The sequence below is a fragment of the Psychrobacter cibarius genome (assembly GCA_030686115.1).
In the GTDB taxonomy this organism is placed as follows: Bacteria; Pseudomonadota; Gammaproteobacteria; order Pseudomonadales; family Moraxellaceae; genus Psychrobacter; species Psychrobacter cibarius_C.
Genome location: CP131612.1, coordinates 3,177,797 through 3,193,454, shown reverse-complemented (window position 1 = coordinate 3,193,454; position 15,658 = coordinate 3,177,797). Strand labels below are relative to the sequence as shown.

Annotated in this window: 14 protein-coding genes; 7 read left to right on the top strand and 7 right to left on the bottom strand. The window is 44.2% G+C overall.

Annotated elements, in window-relative coordinates; genetic code table 11:
* Nucleotides 1–179 precede the first annotated feature (179 nt).
* Nucleotides 180–1,706, top strand: coding sequence for a DUF3360 family protein (locus tag Q6344_13570; GenBank protein ID WLG13605.1), 1,527 nt, complete (start codon nt 180–182; stop codon nt 1,704–1,706).
* A gap of 150 nt (nt 1,707–1,856) precedes the next feature.
* Nucleotides 1,857–3,701 (top strand): excinuclease ABC subunit UvrC, encoded by a 1,845-nt coding sequence (gene uvrC, locus Q6344_13565; GenBank protein ID WLG13604.1) that lies wholly within the window; start codon nt 1,857–1,859, stop codon nt 3,699–3,701.
* Between the two features lie 65 nt (nt 3,702–3,766).
* On the opposite strand, the gene Q6344_13560 is transcribed toward uvrC, so the two are convergent.
* The 4 genes from Q6344_13560 to lgt all read right to left on the bottom strand — a co-directional run bounded on the left by Q6344_13560 (nt 3,767) and on the right by lgt (nt 6,627).
* Entirely contained in the window at nt 3,767–4,120 is a 354-nt protein-coding gene (locus Q6344_13560; protein ID WLG13603.1) for an energy transducer TonB, read from the bottom strand.
* Between the two features lie 11 nt (nt 4,121–4,131).
* A complete protein-coding gene (locus Q6344_13555) occupies nt 4,132–4,701 on the bottom strand; it encodes a dihydrofolate reductase (GenBank protein WLG13602.1) in 570 nt (189 codons plus the stop codon).
* A 76-nt stretch (nt 4,702–4,777) separates the two neighbouring features.
* Nucleotides 4,778–5,662, bottom strand: a complete 885-nt coding sequence (locus Q6344_13550) for a thymidylate synthase (GenBank protein ID WLG15225.1) — start codon at nt 5,660–5,662, stop codon at nt 4,778–4,780.
* A gap of 80 nt (nt 5,663–5,742) precedes the next feature.
* A complete protein-coding gene (gene lgt, locus Q6344_13545) occupies nt 5,743–6,627 on the bottom strand; it encodes a prolipoprotein diacylglyceryl transferase (protein ID WLG13601.1) in 885 nt (294 codons plus the stop codon).
* Nucleotides 6,628–6,904: 277 nt separating this feature from the next.
* Here lgt and Q6344_13540 point away from each other — a divergent pair, with 277 nt between their 5' ends.
* The 3 genes from Q6344_13540 (at nt 6,905) to Q6344_13530 (ending at nt 10,802) form a co-directional block, all read left to right on the top strand.
* Nucleotides 6,905–8,536 carry a DUF4139 domain-containing protein gene (locus Q6344_13540; GenBank protein WLG13600.1) on the top strand — a complete coding sequence of 544 codons (1,632 nt, stop codon included), beginning with the start codon at nt 6,905–6,907 and terminating at the stop codon, nt 8,534–8,536.
* Nucleotides 8,537–8,614: 78 nt separating this feature from the next.
* Complete coding sequence (locus Q6344_13535) at nt 8,615–9,475, top strand: NRDE family protein (protein WLG13599.1); 861 nt, start codon at nt 8,615–8,617, stop codon at nt 9,473–9,475.
* 232 nt (nt 9,476–9,707) lie between these two features.
* A complete protein-coding gene (locus tag Q6344_13530; protein ID WLG13598.1) occupies nt 9,708–10,802 on the top strand; it encodes an NAD(P)-dependent alcohol dehydrogenase in 1,095 nt (364 codons plus the stop codon).
* A gap of 96 nt (nt 10,803–10,898) precedes the next feature.
* On the opposite strand, the gene Q6344_13525 is transcribed toward Q6344_13530, so the two are convergent.
* Entirely contained in the window at nt 10,899–11,420 is a 522-nt protein-coding gene (locus tag Q6344_13525) for an RNA pyrophosphohydrolase (GenBank protein WLG13597.1), read from the bottom strand.
* A 519-nt stretch (nt 11,421–11,939) separates the two neighbouring features.
* Between Q6344_13525 and Q6344_13520 the strand changes: the two genes are divergently transcribed.
* The gene (locus tag Q6344_13520) at nt 11,940–12,353 is read left to right on the top strand and encodes an OsmC family protein (protein WLG13596.1); all 414 of its coding nucleotides are present in this window, start codon (nt 11,940–11,942) and stop codon (nt 12,351–12,353) included.
* Between the two features lie 14 nt (nt 12,354–12,367).
* Nucleotides 12,368–12,793, top strand: coding sequence for an MAPEG family protein (locus Q6344_13515; protein WLG13595.1), 426 nt, complete (start codon nt 12,368–12,370; stop codon nt 12,791–12,793).
* Between the two features lie 53 nt (nt 12,794–12,846).
* Here the strand turns inward: Q6344_13515 and Q6344_13510 are convergent, their stop codons facing one another.
* Both Q6344_13510 and Q6344_13505 read right to left on the bottom strand, forming a co-directional pair.
* Entirely contained in the window at nt 12,847–13,872 is a 1,026-nt protein-coding gene (locus Q6344_13510; protein WLG13594.1) for a tRNA-dihydrouridine synthase, read from the bottom strand.
* A gap of 104 nt (nt 13,873–13,976) precedes the next feature.
* Nucleotides 13,977–15,476 (bottom strand): UvrD-helicase domain-containing protein, encoded by a 1,500-nt coding sequence (locus tag Q6344_13505; protein WLG13593.1) that lies wholly within the window; start codon nt 15,474–15,476, stop codon nt 13,977–13,979.
* Between the last annotated feature and the right edge of the window lie 182 nt (nt 15,477–15,658).

The window sequence follows — 15,658 nt, the reverse complement described above, 5'->3', positions numbered from 1 at the left end:
ATGGAAACTTTAATTTATATATTATAATAGTGTATGGACTTTTTGAGTGGTTCTAAGTTCGCATTTCGAGTTCTTATGTCATACAATGGCTTGCAATTTTTAATGGACGCTTTAGTCACATTAAATTTCACTATCAAATTATCAGTTAAATAAAGCCTCAGTCGACATAAGGAAATGTGATGAGTAACACTCAGATCCCTTCTTCAGGGTCTAATCAGCAGTCATCAAATCCATCTAATTACGACAGCGAACTATCAGGTAGCTACCTTGATTTACACAAACCAAGCGCAAGCTTTGACAGTCGTGACGCTTATCTAAATCATGAATTACAAATCATGCAGCCAAAACGCTGGCGTCCCAATTTGCCGTTTCGTGATTATCGCTTTGAGTATGAAGATACGATTCCTGCAATGGCGGCGACGATTGGTAAAGTGGTTATGGTGGGTGCTATTGCTGCAACATTTGCAGGTCCACTTGGTTTGGGCGATGCGTTCGTTTTAGAAAACGTTCGTTATGAGCTATTAATCGTTTCATTCTTTATCATCTTGTTTTCAGGATTTCTACTCCCGACAGCCAACCTTGCAGGTACTCACGGCCCCCTTATTCCGCTTATTCCTATTGTAGTAGCCGCTGGTGGTCATCCAATGGCCTTTGGTTTACTTATCGGTGCCTTCGGCTTGCTATTGGCAATCAGTAAAGGGGGGAGTCTGCTGGCAAACTTGACCAGTAAAGGCGTGTGCGGTGGCCTCTTGATTTACTTAGGGTTTATCGGTACCACCTCACAGGTCAAAAACCTCTTCGCTTGGGCAGAAGGTATTGGCATGTCGCATATTGCCTTCTTCATTATTCTGGCAACTATCCTACTATATGCATTACTTGAGCACTGGCAAAAACGCTGGCTTGCGGTTCCGCTAAGCTGTGTATTAGGTGGCGGACTTGCATTTGCATTGGGTGCACCATTTGAGTTCAAAACTGCACCAGGCTTGCCGAATATGAACCCGATGTATTGGTGGGGTGAAAATACCGGTTGGATGCTAGGATTACCGACGGTTGAAAGCTTTATTGTCGTACTGCCGTTTGCTATTTTGGCGGTTGCGATGTGGTCACCAGATTTTTTAGGCCATCAGGTCTTTCAAAAAATCAGCTATCCTAAACGTACTGAAAAGGTACTCATGGATATCGATGATACAATGACCAGCGCATCGTTTCGTCAGGTCGTCGGCTCTGTATTGGGCGGTGCTAACTTTGCGTCATCGTGGGGCACTTATATTGTCCCAGCAGCGATTGCCAAACGTCCGATTCCCGCCGGTGCCTTATTGACAGCATTGTTCTGTATTATCGCAGGGGTTTGGGGCTATCCAATGGATTTGGCTATTTGGCAGCCAGTGATGTGTGTGGCATTGATCGTTGGTGTTTTCATTCCACTGCTTGAAGCTGGCATGGAGATGACTCGCGAAGGAAAAACGACTCAGTCTGCTGCAATCGTAGTGTTTGCTTCAGCGCTTGTAAATCCTGCCTTTGGTTGGTCACTCACGTTGTTGCTTGATAACTTAGGCTTGATTGGCTCGAAAGAACGCAGTGCTAATTTAACTAAAATGAGCCGCTGGATCATACCGGGTATTATGTTTGTGGTGTTGACAGGTGTGATGGCTATTGTTGGTATGCTACCGGGCATCCCAGCTTTAATGGCTAACTTCCGTCATTAGTATGTTGCTGAATAAGCGATAATAGAACAAACTAAGTCAGCGAAAGCTGGCTTTTTTATGGGTGATACTATGATAATAATTGGCTTGTAAAACAATGACTCCCGCCCCATAACTAGCAGTATTATAAGACTTTTAAGAGCAATAAATTCTATGGTCAATGTCTCAGAATCGAGTCCCATCGATGACAAGAAAGCCCGTCTTAAGCATTTAATTCAGCGCCTGCCAAATTTGCCAGGGGTCTATAAAATGCTGGGTAAAAATGGCGATATCTTATATGTCGGTAAAGCCAAGTCACTCAAGAGCCGTGTGAACAGCTACTTTACTAAAACCATTGACCATCCAAAAACACGGGCGCTAGTGGCACGGATACATAATATTGAAACCATTATTACCCGTAGTGAGACCGAAGCGTTATTGCTCGAGCAAAACTTGATTAAAGAATATCGTCCGCCTTATAACGTGCTATTGCGTGATGACAAATCTTATCTTTATGTGTTTATTTCAGCGGATAAGCCTTACCCGCGATTGGCTTATGGTCGCGGTAAAGGCAATCACCAGAAAGGGCGCTTTTTCGGTCCTTTCCCCTCTGCTCATGCCGCCAAAGAGACACTGGTGCTGATGCAGAAAATGTTTCAAATGCGCCAATGTACCAATACTTTTTTTAAGCAACGTAAGCGTCCTTGTCTTGAGTATCAGATTAAGCGCTGCCGTGCGCCTTGCGTGGGCTTGGTATCGCCTGAAGAATATATGGAAGACGTCAATAATACTATTCGTTTCCTAAAAGGCGACTCTAGCGATATTCATAGCGCTTTGATTGAAAAAATGGAAGCTTCTGCTGAAGAATTAGACTTTGAAAAGGCAGTGTTTTATCGCGATCAGCTGTCTATGCTGCGCGAAGTACAAGCCAAGCAAGCTGTTTATACTGTGCAAGGCGAGGCGGATGTGATTGCTATTGCCAGTCAAGCAGGGATGACTTGTGTCAACGTCTTGACCGTACGTGGCGGGCGCGTGCTTGGCGGTAAGAATTACTTCCCTGATGTTGATAGCAGCGAGCCACTTGCTGATAATTTATCGGCATTTATTACTTCATTTTATTTTCAGGTGACGGATGACTTGCCACCCGAAATCATGTTGAGTCATGAATTACTGGATCAGGTGGCGGTCAGTGAAGCGCTAGCGAGCCATTTTGGCAGTAAAGTCGTTATAAAAACTAGTGTCCGTGAGCACCGTGCCGAATGGTTAGATTTAGCCAAACTCAATACCAATAATGCGCTAAAAACCAAGCTGGGCGACTATTTAGAGTTGCATGCGCGCTTTGGTGCCTTAAAAGATGTCTTAGCTGACGTCACTGATAGAACCATTGATCGCATAGAGTGTTTTGATATCTCCCATACGATGGGCGAGGCGACCATTGGTAGCTGCGTAGTCTTTGACCAAGGTGGCTCGCGTCGCCGTGATTATCGCCAATATGCGATTCATGACATTGTCGGTGGTGATGATTATGCGGCGATGAAGCAAGTGCTGACACGGCGTTATAAGAAGCAGCCATTGCCTGATTTGTTGCTGATTGATGGTGGTAAAGGGCAGCTTGGCATCGCTAAAGAAGTGCTGACCGAGTTAGGTATTCTTGGTGACACTTTGCTGATTAGCGTGGCAAAAGGCGAAGGACGTAAGGCTGGACTTGAAGTGCTGCATTTTATCGATCATGAGCCGTTAGATTTACCGATGGATAGCAAGGCGCTGCATTTACTGATGCATATTCGCGATGAGGCACATCGTTTTGCGATCACTGCGCATCGTAAAAAGCGTGATAAGCGCCGTTCATCGTCAGTATTAGAGGTGATTCCGGGGCTGGGTGAAAAGCGCCGCCGTGATTTACTCAATCATTTTGGCGGATTGCAACAATTGCTCGGTGCATCGCAGCAAGAATTGGCAGGCGTGCAAGGTATTGGGCCAGTACTTGCAAAAACGGTTTATAAAGTATTGCACGAGTAGGCGTTTACATTCTACCTACCTATCTATCTGTCTGTCTAAATTTTTAGTAGTAGGGTAAACAGTTTTTAATGTATTACATAGGTAATGGGTACAGTAACTTTTGTTGTAATAACCTCATTATCCTTAGTACCGGCTTTGAATATCATTTTTCTAGCATCACGTAGAGCACTTCGGTCTAATGACACGACGCCTGATGACTCAGTAACAGAAATGGAACTAATTTGACCAGATTTATCAATCAACATGCTCAGGACAACTTCATATTCCTCACCAGCTTTCAAACGTCTAGCTGCTCTGTGTGGAACTGTGAACTGAGGTTGACGCAATATTTCAGCAGGCTTAATAACAGGCTCTCTTATCGCTAGACTCTGACAGCCCGATAGTAATATGCCAGTAAAGATAAAGGGTAGTAGTTTCATAACCAGCTGACCTAGTCTGCTTTTATTTTATAAGTCACAAATTTAAAATCTAGTGCACTTTTTTCATCATGCATTTTCTCAGATTCTTCGGCCACTTCAAACTCATTTGGCAATTCAGGATAAAAAGCGTCGCCATCCGTAATCTCAGTATCGACGTGGGTCAGCTCAATGCGATCGGTATACATCAACGCATCGCTAAAAACGCGCTCGCCACCAATTACCCAAATGGTATCCAGATGCGCACCATGTGCCAGACTTGCCGCTTGCGTTAATGCATCATCTAAATTATGCACCACGTAAGCATTGCTTTTACCGACCAAACCTTTTTGTTCGGCATAATCTAGCTGGCTGCTGATGATGAAGCTCACGCGTTTTGGCAAAGGCTTGCTGCCCATGGATTCAAATGTCTTACGACCCATAATGACGATACCTTGGATCGCACCGTCATTTTGTTTAGTCGTCATGCTTTTAAAATGCTGTAAATCTGCTGAGATATGCCACGGTAGCTCATTATCTTTGCCGATACAGCGGTTGCTACTGATAGCTGCGATTTGGGCAACTTCGGTGTGGGCATAACTCATAACGTATCCTTTTTATTGTCTTTAACATGCTACTTGCATTTGCTGCATTTATTTAAAACTTTCAATCAGACAAAGGCTAGACTGCAACCTTTGCCTTAATCGCAGGATGCGACTCGTAACCATCAACGCTAATGTCTTCATATTTGAAAGCAAAAATATCTTTCACATCAGGATTAAGCGTCAGCGTTGGGAGCTTATAAAGCTCACGCGTCAACTGTAATTCAACTTGCTCGCGGTGGTTTTGATAAATATGACAATCGCCACCTGTCCAAATAAATTCGCCCACTTCTAATCCGCATACTTGCGCGACCATATGGGTCAGCAAGGCATAACTGGCAATATTAAATGGCACACCTAAAAATAAATCTGCTGAACGCTGATAGAGCTGGCATGACAGTTTATTATCCGCCACAAAGAACTGAAATAGCGTATGACAAGGCGGCAGCGCAACTTGATCTGCTTCACCGGGATTCCAACCAGACACAATCAAACGTCTTGAATTGGGATTGGTTTTTATTTGTTCAATGACTTGGGTGATTTGATCGACACCATCGTTATTGTAGCTCCCATCTTCACGCTGGCTTGCGCCATAATTGCGCCACTGATGACCGTAGACAGGGCCTAAATCACCAGCAGGGCGGTTAAAGCGCGCTGTCTGTTCAGCCGTAGACCACTCATTCCAAATACGTACGCCATTGGCTTGTAGATAATCAACATGCGTACTGCCACTTAAAAACCAAAATAGCTCATAGACGATAGATTTAAAGTGGACTTTTTTGGTGGTTAATAATGGAAAACCATCAGCTAAATTAAAACGTAGCTGCGCGCCAAAGTGGCTCAGCGTACCAGTGCCAGTACGATCGCCTTTTTCAGTGCCTTCAGTGAGGACAAGATGCAGCAAATCTAGATAGGCTTGCTCATTTTTACGCTGTTTGTTGTTACTAGTAGTGGAGTTGCTCATGGTCATAAAATTGCTCTTCTACGCTATTAAAACGCATAGTTGTATTGTTTTTTAACAGGTTGCTTGATGTGAATTATTGCTTAATAAGCCGACTGCTTACCCCAGTCATAGATACCACGTTTGTAAGCGTATACCAGCATAATGAAACCAATAATAATCATGGGAGCGCTGAGTATCTGCCCTTTGGTCATCCAACCTAGTAATACAAATCCTTGGTCAGCATCTGGTTGGCGGAAAAACTCAATGATGAAGCGGCTGATGCCATAGCCTAATAAAAATACTGCCGATGCTGCCATACGTGGGCGCGGTTTTGATGAATACCACCATAGGAATAGGAATAATAATAACCCTTCGGCAAGTGCTTCATACAGCTGTGAGGGGTGACGAGGTAGCAAATACTGCCCATTTACTTCAAGCATCAACTCTTGTAGCTCAGGGTTGGTTTGCAATTGCTGCATATCAGTAGCAGCTGCTTGCGGGAAGTAGGTAAGCCAGTTGTAGCCACCGTTAGAGACGCGGCCCCATAGCTCGCCATTGATATAATTGCCAATACGACCAAATAATAAGCCTGTTGGCACGCAAGGAACGATAAAGTCCAGCACCTGAAACGGGGTCTTTTTATACTTACGGGCAAAATATAACATGCCCAGTAAGACACCAATCATGCCGCCATGGAAAGACATACCGCCTTCCCAGACTTTGAAAAGGTAAGCGGGGTTTTGTAAAAATTCACCGAATTGATAAAACAATACATAGCCGACACGACCGCCCAAAATGACGCCAAGGGCGCCAAAAAATACCAAATCGGACACCATGTCAGTGTTCCAATTGTCACGTTTGGTGCTGCGATACCAAGCCAGACCAAAGGCGGCGGCAAATGCCAACAAATACATTAGGCCATACCAGTGCACTTCTACTGGACCCAAAGACAGCGCTACAGGATCGTACTGAGGATGTATCATCATAAGGGCATCATAAATTTGGTAATAGAATGCTGCTCATAATAGCAAAAATAGCCAGTGAGGCATACCAAATTACGGTGAGGCTTATCTCATGGTAACAACTTATCTGCTACGGGTAACATCTGGAAAGAAAGCCAGAAAACCGCTAAGATATAAAAAAGCTGCTGAAGATAAGTGCCATCATAAATATTGCCTCATTATATTTAATGAAGCGTTAGATACTGCGCGCTTGCGCTAATGCACCGTATTAATGGATTAACCGTATTTTTAAGGAATGATTATGCAAGCTAAGTTATCAAAAGTAGCAATACTACCTAATTTTTTACCCTCTAAAAAACAGTTGATGCAACTGGGTTTATTTAGCTTAGCGGCTTTAGCTTTGACTCCTGCTCAGGCAGTGAACAGTAGTATTGAGCAAGTGACCATTTATCAGGGCTTAGCCAGCGTAACTCGCGCGTTACCAATCAATGGTAGCGGTGAGCAGACGCTGGTTTTTTCTTGTCTGTCCCCTTATATCGATAAAGACAGCTTGAGCGTGCAAGCAGCAAATGGCGTCAATGTTGGTGAAGTCAGTATTGAGACTTTAAGCGGTGAGCAAGCAGCGCAGTGTCAGTATCAAGGTGAGGCCAGAGTTCAGACGCAGCAGGATAGTTTAGCCGTTATCAATGCTGAATTAGAAGCGGCACGCTTAGCAAAAGCTTACTTGCAGAATTTAACCAAGGTCACGCAAATCAGTACAGATGGCACGCTTGCCAATAATGCGCGCGATCTGGAAACCCAAGCGGTCAGTATTAATAAACGGATACTAGAAATTCAGCAGCGCCAAGCCCGTGCGCAAGATGCGCTCAACCAACTAATGGCGGGCAGCGCGACTTCCACTCAAAATAGTGTGACTCAAGTGAGTGTACGTACTGCCAGTCGAGTACCAAGCAGTGTAAAACTGCACTATCAAGTACGCGGCGCGGGTTGGGAGCCAACGTATCAGGCAAGGCTGAATACTGAAACCAAGCAATTAAATATCATTGCCTCTGCGGTTATTGCCCAGCAGACAGGAGAAAACTGGCTCAATGTCCCTTTGATGCTAAGCTCTGTCAATCCCAATCAAAACACGACCAGCCAATTGCCACGAGTTGAGCGTTTTTCTTTATATGAAGAAGATAGAGAAAACCGGACTATATCTGTACCACCTATGGCGGAAAACATGCCTGTTGTGGTAACTGCAAGAGACAGCTATGGCGGTGCCTCGACACCTAACATGGCGCCGCTGCCAAGCTTTACCGTTAGCAGTCAGAATAAAAACGGCATTACCGAATACCGCTTGCCGCAGCGTATTAGTATTCCAAGCGATGGCAGGCGCGTACGGACGGTCATTGATGAGCAGTCGGGCAGTAGCAAGCTATGGATTCGTAGTACGCCGAGTGTGGAGGCAGCTGGCTATTGGTACGCATCCGCACCGTTTTTGACACCAGCTTGGGTAGATGGTTCGCTACAGCTATACCGTGATGATAATTATGTCGGGCAGGCGCGTTATAGTTACCAAGCGTTAAAAGAGCAAGGTATCGGTTTTGGTATTGACCCTAATACCATCGTAAAGCAGATAGCTGATGAAGATAAGCAGGGTGATAAAGGCGCTTTCAATCGCACGCAAACCTTGACTAAAACACAAGCGTATCAATTTACCAATCAGCACAACCGACCTATGCATTTACAAGTATTGGGCAGTGAGCCGATTAGCCGTGACGATAGTCTTAAAGTAACCATCACTCATACACCGCCAGTGACTGAGCGTGACTGGAACGACAATAAAGGTATGGTTGCGTGGGAGTTCGATTTACCAAGTAAACAATCGAAAGTCATACAGTCGACCTCTCAGATTAGTTATCCTGCTAGCAAAAACTTATCAGTGAACTAATTTGTCAGTGAACTAAGTTCACACTTAAATCAAGCTTGGCTGTTTGCTAAGCATATTTTTAGTAAAATTAGGAGTCTTATGTGTATTGTCGCCATTGCTTGGCAACTGTTTGATGAGCTGCCTTTGGTGTTATTGTCCAATCGCGATGAGTTTTTGCAGCGTCCGACAGAGCCGCTACATCAATGGGAAGATAAGCCTGTTTTTGCAGGCCGCGATGTACAAAGTGGCGGTACTTGGCTGGGTATTCATCAACAGCCCCATCAAGCCAATCATCAGGACGGTCATCAAGCGCCTCAAGAATATTATCAACAAAACGGACGTTGGGCTGCGGTATTGAATTTTCGCGATGGCGTGCAGGCAAGCTCTGATGAGTGCTCACGCGGGGCGCTAGTCACGGATTTCTTAACCAGTGATATAAGCCCGATGGAGTTTGCACGGCAGATTAGTTTGCAAAACTATGCTGGGTTCAATCTCATTATTGGTGATATGACACAAGCCGTTATTGTCAATAATCGTGGTCATGCTCCTATGCCACTATATGCAGGACTGCATGTCATCTCCAATGGTCAGCCTGAGGACAGCTGGTTTAAAACTGAAAAGCTGCGAGGCAGGCTGCGCCAAGAAGTATTGCCACTAATCGCTGAGAATAGCGAACCTGAGTACTGGCAAGAAGCTGCCTTTGCGGTATTGTCTGATAATACGCAAGGGCCAGTGGATAAGCTGCCGGAGACTGGAGTGGCTGTTGAGATTGAGCAGATTCTGTCTTCTATTTATATAGAGCCTGTTGCTTTTAATCATACGCAAAATAATTTGCCAACTTATGCGACACGTACCCAAAGCATTTTAACCCTGAAATGTCATTCTCGGTTGGCAGATTTATCAGTGGATGATATTGCTAGATTAGTAAGCCGAGAGTGTCAGCATGATAGTCATAAGTAGCCTATAGGCTTTTCATCTATTAGCTTTTTTATCTACTCTTAATAAGGCTCACGTACAATTTTCATGAGAAGTTTGATACTACAGTTTTAATATCGAACAAGAGAAAATCACCAATCCCTTTATTAAAGAATGGATTTCACTTTAAATTACTATTTATATGGCGTAAGATAAATATAGATGTCACTAAAGTTCATACCAGCTGAGTAAATGATTATAAAACAAGGAGTGTGAAATGAGCATGATGAAGTCACTGATATTTATTGAACCAGGTAAAATTGAAATTGTAGATAAAAAAATTCCTGATGTAGGCCCTAATGATGCCTTGATAAAAATTACGACTACGACCATTTGCGGTACTGACATCCATATCTTTAAGGGTGAGTATGCCGTTGCAAAAGGCTTGACCATTGGTCACGAGCCAGTAGGTATCATTGAAAAGCTTGGTAGCGCAGTCATGGGCTATGAAGAAGGGCAGCGAGTCATTGCTGGCGCCATTTGCCCAACGTTTACTTCCTATGCCAGTCAAGATGGTTTCCCTTCACAAGACGGTGGTTATCTTGATGCAGATGGTAGATGTTCTTGTCACGGTTATAAAGCCACAGGCGGCTGGCGTTTTGGTAATCACATTGATGGCACGCAAGCAGAGTATGTGCTAGTGCCAGATGCGCAGGCCAATCTATGTCCAGTGCCAGATGGACTGACGGATGAGCAAGTGCTGATGTGCCCTGACATTATGTCAACAGGCTTCAAAGGCGCAGAAAACGCCAATATTCAGATTGGTGATGTGGTTGCTATATTTGCACAAGGACCGATTGGCTTGTGCGCGACAGCTGGGGCAAGGATTAAAGGCGCGTCACTGATTATCGCTGTCGATGGCAATAATGAACGTTTGGCCATGGCAAAGAAACTGGGAGCAGATATTACTCTAAACTTCACAGAAGTTGACGTGGTGGATGAGATCATGAAAATCACTGGTGGTCGTGGGGTGGATAGCAGTATCGAGGCGTTAGGTTTACAGTCTACGTTTGAGCAATGTCTCAAAATATTAAAACCAGGCGGTACACTCTCAAGTTTGGGTGTGTATTCTGAAGATTTAGTCATTCCAATGGCTCATTTCGCCTCTGGTCTTGGCGATCATACGATAAGAACGGCTCTCTGCCCAGGAGGTAAAGAGCGTATGCGCCGATTGATGAATGTCATCGAGTCGGGTCGAGTAGATTTATCAGAGATGGTGACGCATACCTACGCCTTGGATGATATTGTAGAGGCCTATGACTTGTTCATGCATCAGCGTGACGGCGTACTAAAAATTGCTATCAAGCCATAATTATTCCGAAAGATATAATCGCTATATAATAGAAGAGCCTGCATCTAAAGGATACAGGCTCTTCTATTACGTGTTACTTTTAATCAAAATGTCAGTTCATCCTATCAACAAGTGATTGTCTTGTTCAGGAATAATCAGCTCTTGTCTTAGAGGTAGCTCAGGCACTAGCTCTTGCAAGGCACGGCGATAAACGCCTCGTTTAAAATGAATCACTTGTCCAAGTGGATACCAGTAACTGACCCATTGCCAATGATCAAATTCTGGTTTGCCCTCATCAAAGCGGATATGTTGAGTGTTCGTCTCATCTAAGCGTAGCAAAAACCATTTCTGTTTTTGCCCAATACATAAAGGGTGCTGTCCATGCCGCACATAGCGTTTTGGCAGACGATAACGCAACCAATCTTGCGTCACTGCCAATAAGTCTACATGACGCGGATGCAGGCCGACCTCTTCCCAGAGCTCGCGATACATCGCATCCATCGGCGTCTCCCCACGGTCGATACCGCCTTGTGGGAACTGCCAAGCGTTGTGACCAATACGTTTTGCCCACAGAACCTGCCCTTGTGTATTTGCCAAGATGATGCCGACATTGGCGCGAAAGCCGTCTGCATCTATCATGATTAAACCTTTTTAATTTATTTAAAATAGCTTATTTTGAGCTAGAACCGTGACAGCAATCATAATTATTATAAGGTGATGGTTGTCGATATTAGGTCAAAATAAGATTCATTACCGTTATTAAACCAAGAAACAAGCAAAATGTGTAACAGTATTTTGCTATAAAATGTTTCACGAGCTTAACTGTTTAAAATCAACCAGTTATAATTAAACTTTTGTAATGTTTTTTGGGGAATCTTACTGCAAAGAGAGGTTCGAACTATAAGAGGATAAGTTTGAATAATAAACAGTAGGCGGTGTATGAATGTTAATTCACTGCTAAGAAAATTTTAGTAAAAAGGTTTAATTAAAAATAAGGCTGCAAAAGACAAATAGGTGAGCTATTTATAATAATAATGATTTTGGATGATAAGGGCTCGATAAAATGTGCCATTGGCTTATGCTACACTAGCCAAGTAAAACATATTGTCAGAAAATAAAAATCGGGCAACGAGCTAATTAAAATAAGGAATGGTCGAAATGTCAGAGTCAAAAGCAAGTGTAACGTGGCAAGAAAACAAAGCATTTATGGGCGTGTCACCATCAGGGCATAATGTACAGATCGATGCCGATAAAGAAAAAGGCGCAAGTCCGATGGAGCTGATTCTATTGGGGCTTGGTGGGTGTGCTAGCTACGATGTGGTAGCGATTTTACAAAAATCGCGCCAAGAGGTGACAGACGTACGTTGTGAGCTGACCGCTCAGCGTGCTGAAACTGTACCAGCTGTCTATACTGACATTCATATGCATTTTGTGGTGACAGGTCAAGATGTCAAAGAAAGCCAAGTAGAGAAGGCCATAAAACTGTCTGCAGAAAAATATTGCTCAGCCAGTAGAATGTTGGTACAAGGTGGGGTGAACGTCACCCATGATTTCGAAGTGATTGCAGGGTAGGGGCAAGTATACTAATGAATGCACTTCTAGAATTAGTCTCTGATACCGCAGCGTCTGCAATTTGGGCGATGGTCGTAGCAAGTTTACTACCGCTTGCCATGGCATTGACAGCGAAAGCTATTGGCGGCTTTAATTTGGCTGACAATGCCCATCCACGTGATTTTTTACAAGGTACGACGGGCGCGGCCGCACGTGCTAACGCTGCCCAGCAAAACAGTTATGAGACCTTACCGATATTTTTGGCAGCTGTCTTAACGGCGATGCTGTTCTTTGTTCCACAGGCGATTATCAATATATTGGCATGGTTATATGTGCTGATTCGTATTGGTTTTTGCGTGGCTTACATTACTAATTTGGCAACGTTTCGTTCGATACTTTGGGCGTTATCGATGGCTTGCTGTTTAATGCTGTTTTATTTAGCGATTCGAGTGAGTGTATAACGCTTGAGAGTTAAATTCTATCGTGCCTAGATCAACCAAATATCAGTAGGTGATTATTGTTGTATGCTAGATTGTAGCGCACTGATAATCACCGCTTTATTTTTCTCTCGTTTTATACTGTCCCATAAAACTTTTGCTTCGCTATAGCCTTTGATGAGCATCGCAAGCCATTGCTTATAACGACCGACCAATATCACCTCAGTTTTAGCACGACCTTCCAAAAATCTTATCTGATGGGAGACCATTGCCTCCCACGACAACGTTGCTGCATTTAGCATGGCATCATCTGAACCGCAATCCACGCGAGCAACCAAATCTGGACGGGTAACCGCGCCGCGACCTAACATCAGATGTGCTGTACCAGCTTGAGTCATACAGTTTTGCGCGTGCTCTGTATTCCATATTTCACCGTTGGCAATGACTGGAATATCTAGCGTGTTAAAGCTCTGGATTTTGTCCCAATAGGCTGGTGGTTTATAGCCTTGGGTTTTGGTTCGTGCGTGAATGGTTAGCCAATCAGCACCACTGTCTTCAATCGCAGCTTTAATATCATCCATACGACTGGTATCGGTGTAACCTAAACGAATTTTAGCTGAGACTGGAATATGAACGGGAACAGCTTGCCGCACGGCACTGATAATCTGATACATGGTTTCGGGTTCATCCAATAATACCGAACCACCGCGGTGGCTATTGACCGTCTTGGCAGGGCAACCAAAGTTGATGTCAATCGCCGGCGCACCAAGCTCGGCAGCATAAGCAGCATTTTCTGCCATGAGTTGCGCTTCACTACCGAGCAACTGGATATGAATAGGCGTGCCAGAGGCAGTTTTAGCATCATGATGCAGTTCTGGAGCGTATTTATAAAATACATGCGCAGGCAATACGTGCTGAGTCACACGGATAAATTCGCTAACCGACCAATCATAAGGGCGACCCAAGTCTGATGCAATTTGCGTGAGAATTTGACGCATTAATGGGTCGGTCAAGCCTTCCATTGGTGCAAGGAGGCGGACGGGATTGGCGAATAACTGACGGATGGTATTTTGACGTATTTGAAGTTGCTGATTAGTATTCATGCTTGTTGTTCACTGCTAAAAGGGTGCTATTAAAAGGTTGCCATAGAGACAGGTAGGCTAGAGATTTAGAGTGGCAAATACAGAGAGTGACTAACTGAGAAAAATTAAGTATTACCAAAAATCACTTTTTTGCCTGTCTGTAATCCCGATATCAAGTCTTTAATATTATGGATGTCCAAATTGCTCTGGGCACGTGTGCAAGCGACGTAGAGCAAACGCAACTCTTCAGGGCTTATCTTTACCGCATTGGTCGTCACATCATAATAGAAATCATCGTCCAGCTGTACCTTTCCCCATTCGAGCCCTTTCGCCTTATGGGCAGTGGAGATAACATAGTCAGCATTTTCGATACTGGTGAGACTATTGACCGCTTGGCTCAGGACATTGGTGCCATGATCATCGACCAATTTCACCAGTGTTTTTAGATCACTGCCTTCATTGGTTTCAGAATACTCTTGTACATCGCCCCAATTATAAAAATATGCCAGTTCAGGTACACCGTACGCCGATTTACCATTCTTTAAATTTTCGGCTGCCTGACAAAATTTAAGCATACGATCGGTATCGGCTTGTAGCGCCACGCGGTGTCCCAATTTTAATCCAGTTAATAATTGCGACATTGCGGCGGCATTAGTGCGGCAAAGGATGGCATCTTTTTTACTATGTACCATACCCTTATCAGTAGAAGATTGCTTATTAGGATTGCCTTTTAATGGGACGTCTTCTTGCAATGCTTTGAGCAAAGTATTGGCAATCTCAGCAATTGGTTCGCCAAAACGAAATGACTGGGTCAATAAGGTTTGTGGTAAGGGTAGTTTTTTCATCGCATTGACTGCGCCGCGCCATTCATAAATCTGCTGATGAGCGTCACCCACATAAATCACTTGCCGTGGCTGCTGGGTCAAAATTCCCATCATCAAGGGATCGGCATCTTGGGCTTCATCAAACAAAATAAAATCAGCGGGAATGCTTGGTTTTGATAATGCCCAAAGTTTCAGATAAATATCATGCCCGATACCAGCAGGATGGCGTGCATCAATTGACTGTAACCAGCGCTGCTCAACAGCAGGGTAGAGCATTTCACGCAGCTGCTCGGCATCAGAATCATCGAGCCAGCTGGGAAATAATATATGTCTAGGTGCAGGATAACTGGCATGGGTACTACAAAAATTGCTGACAGCATCACTGACGAATCGCGACAGTCGGGCTGGGGTGAGAGTAATATATTTGTTTATACCATCCATTTGCCGACGTACTTGGACGGGCTGCAAACCCAAATCATCACCCAGACGTTTGGGTGAAAAACGCGGCAACGACAGCTTAGCAGTGATATCACGGGCGACATGCCGATAAGCAAGTGAGTGAAAAGTGCGACATTCCACATGCGGTGGAAACTTTGAGCGTGCATCATTGGCAATCGTCTTGTTAAAAGCTAAATATAAGCCACGTCCACGCAAACGCTCACCGATCAGTTTTAAGGTCGTCGTCTTACCAGCACCCGCATAAGCCACCACTTTAAATGACTTGTGATCCATCGCCATGTTAAGTGCGCTCAGCTGCTCATCAGTGGGATCGCTCATATAAGCTGGCATAGATGCGGACATAAAAAATTACCTAAAAGAGTAAAACGGATCAAAAATGACGGGGGTAAAAAAAGCCACTGCATAGACAATGGCTGACTCATCATGTGCACTTGCAAAATGCTTGCAAGCGCACATGACAATAATACAAAAACTCATAGAAAATAAAGGTGGAAATAAGCAGGTTATAGTAACAGATTAGCGCG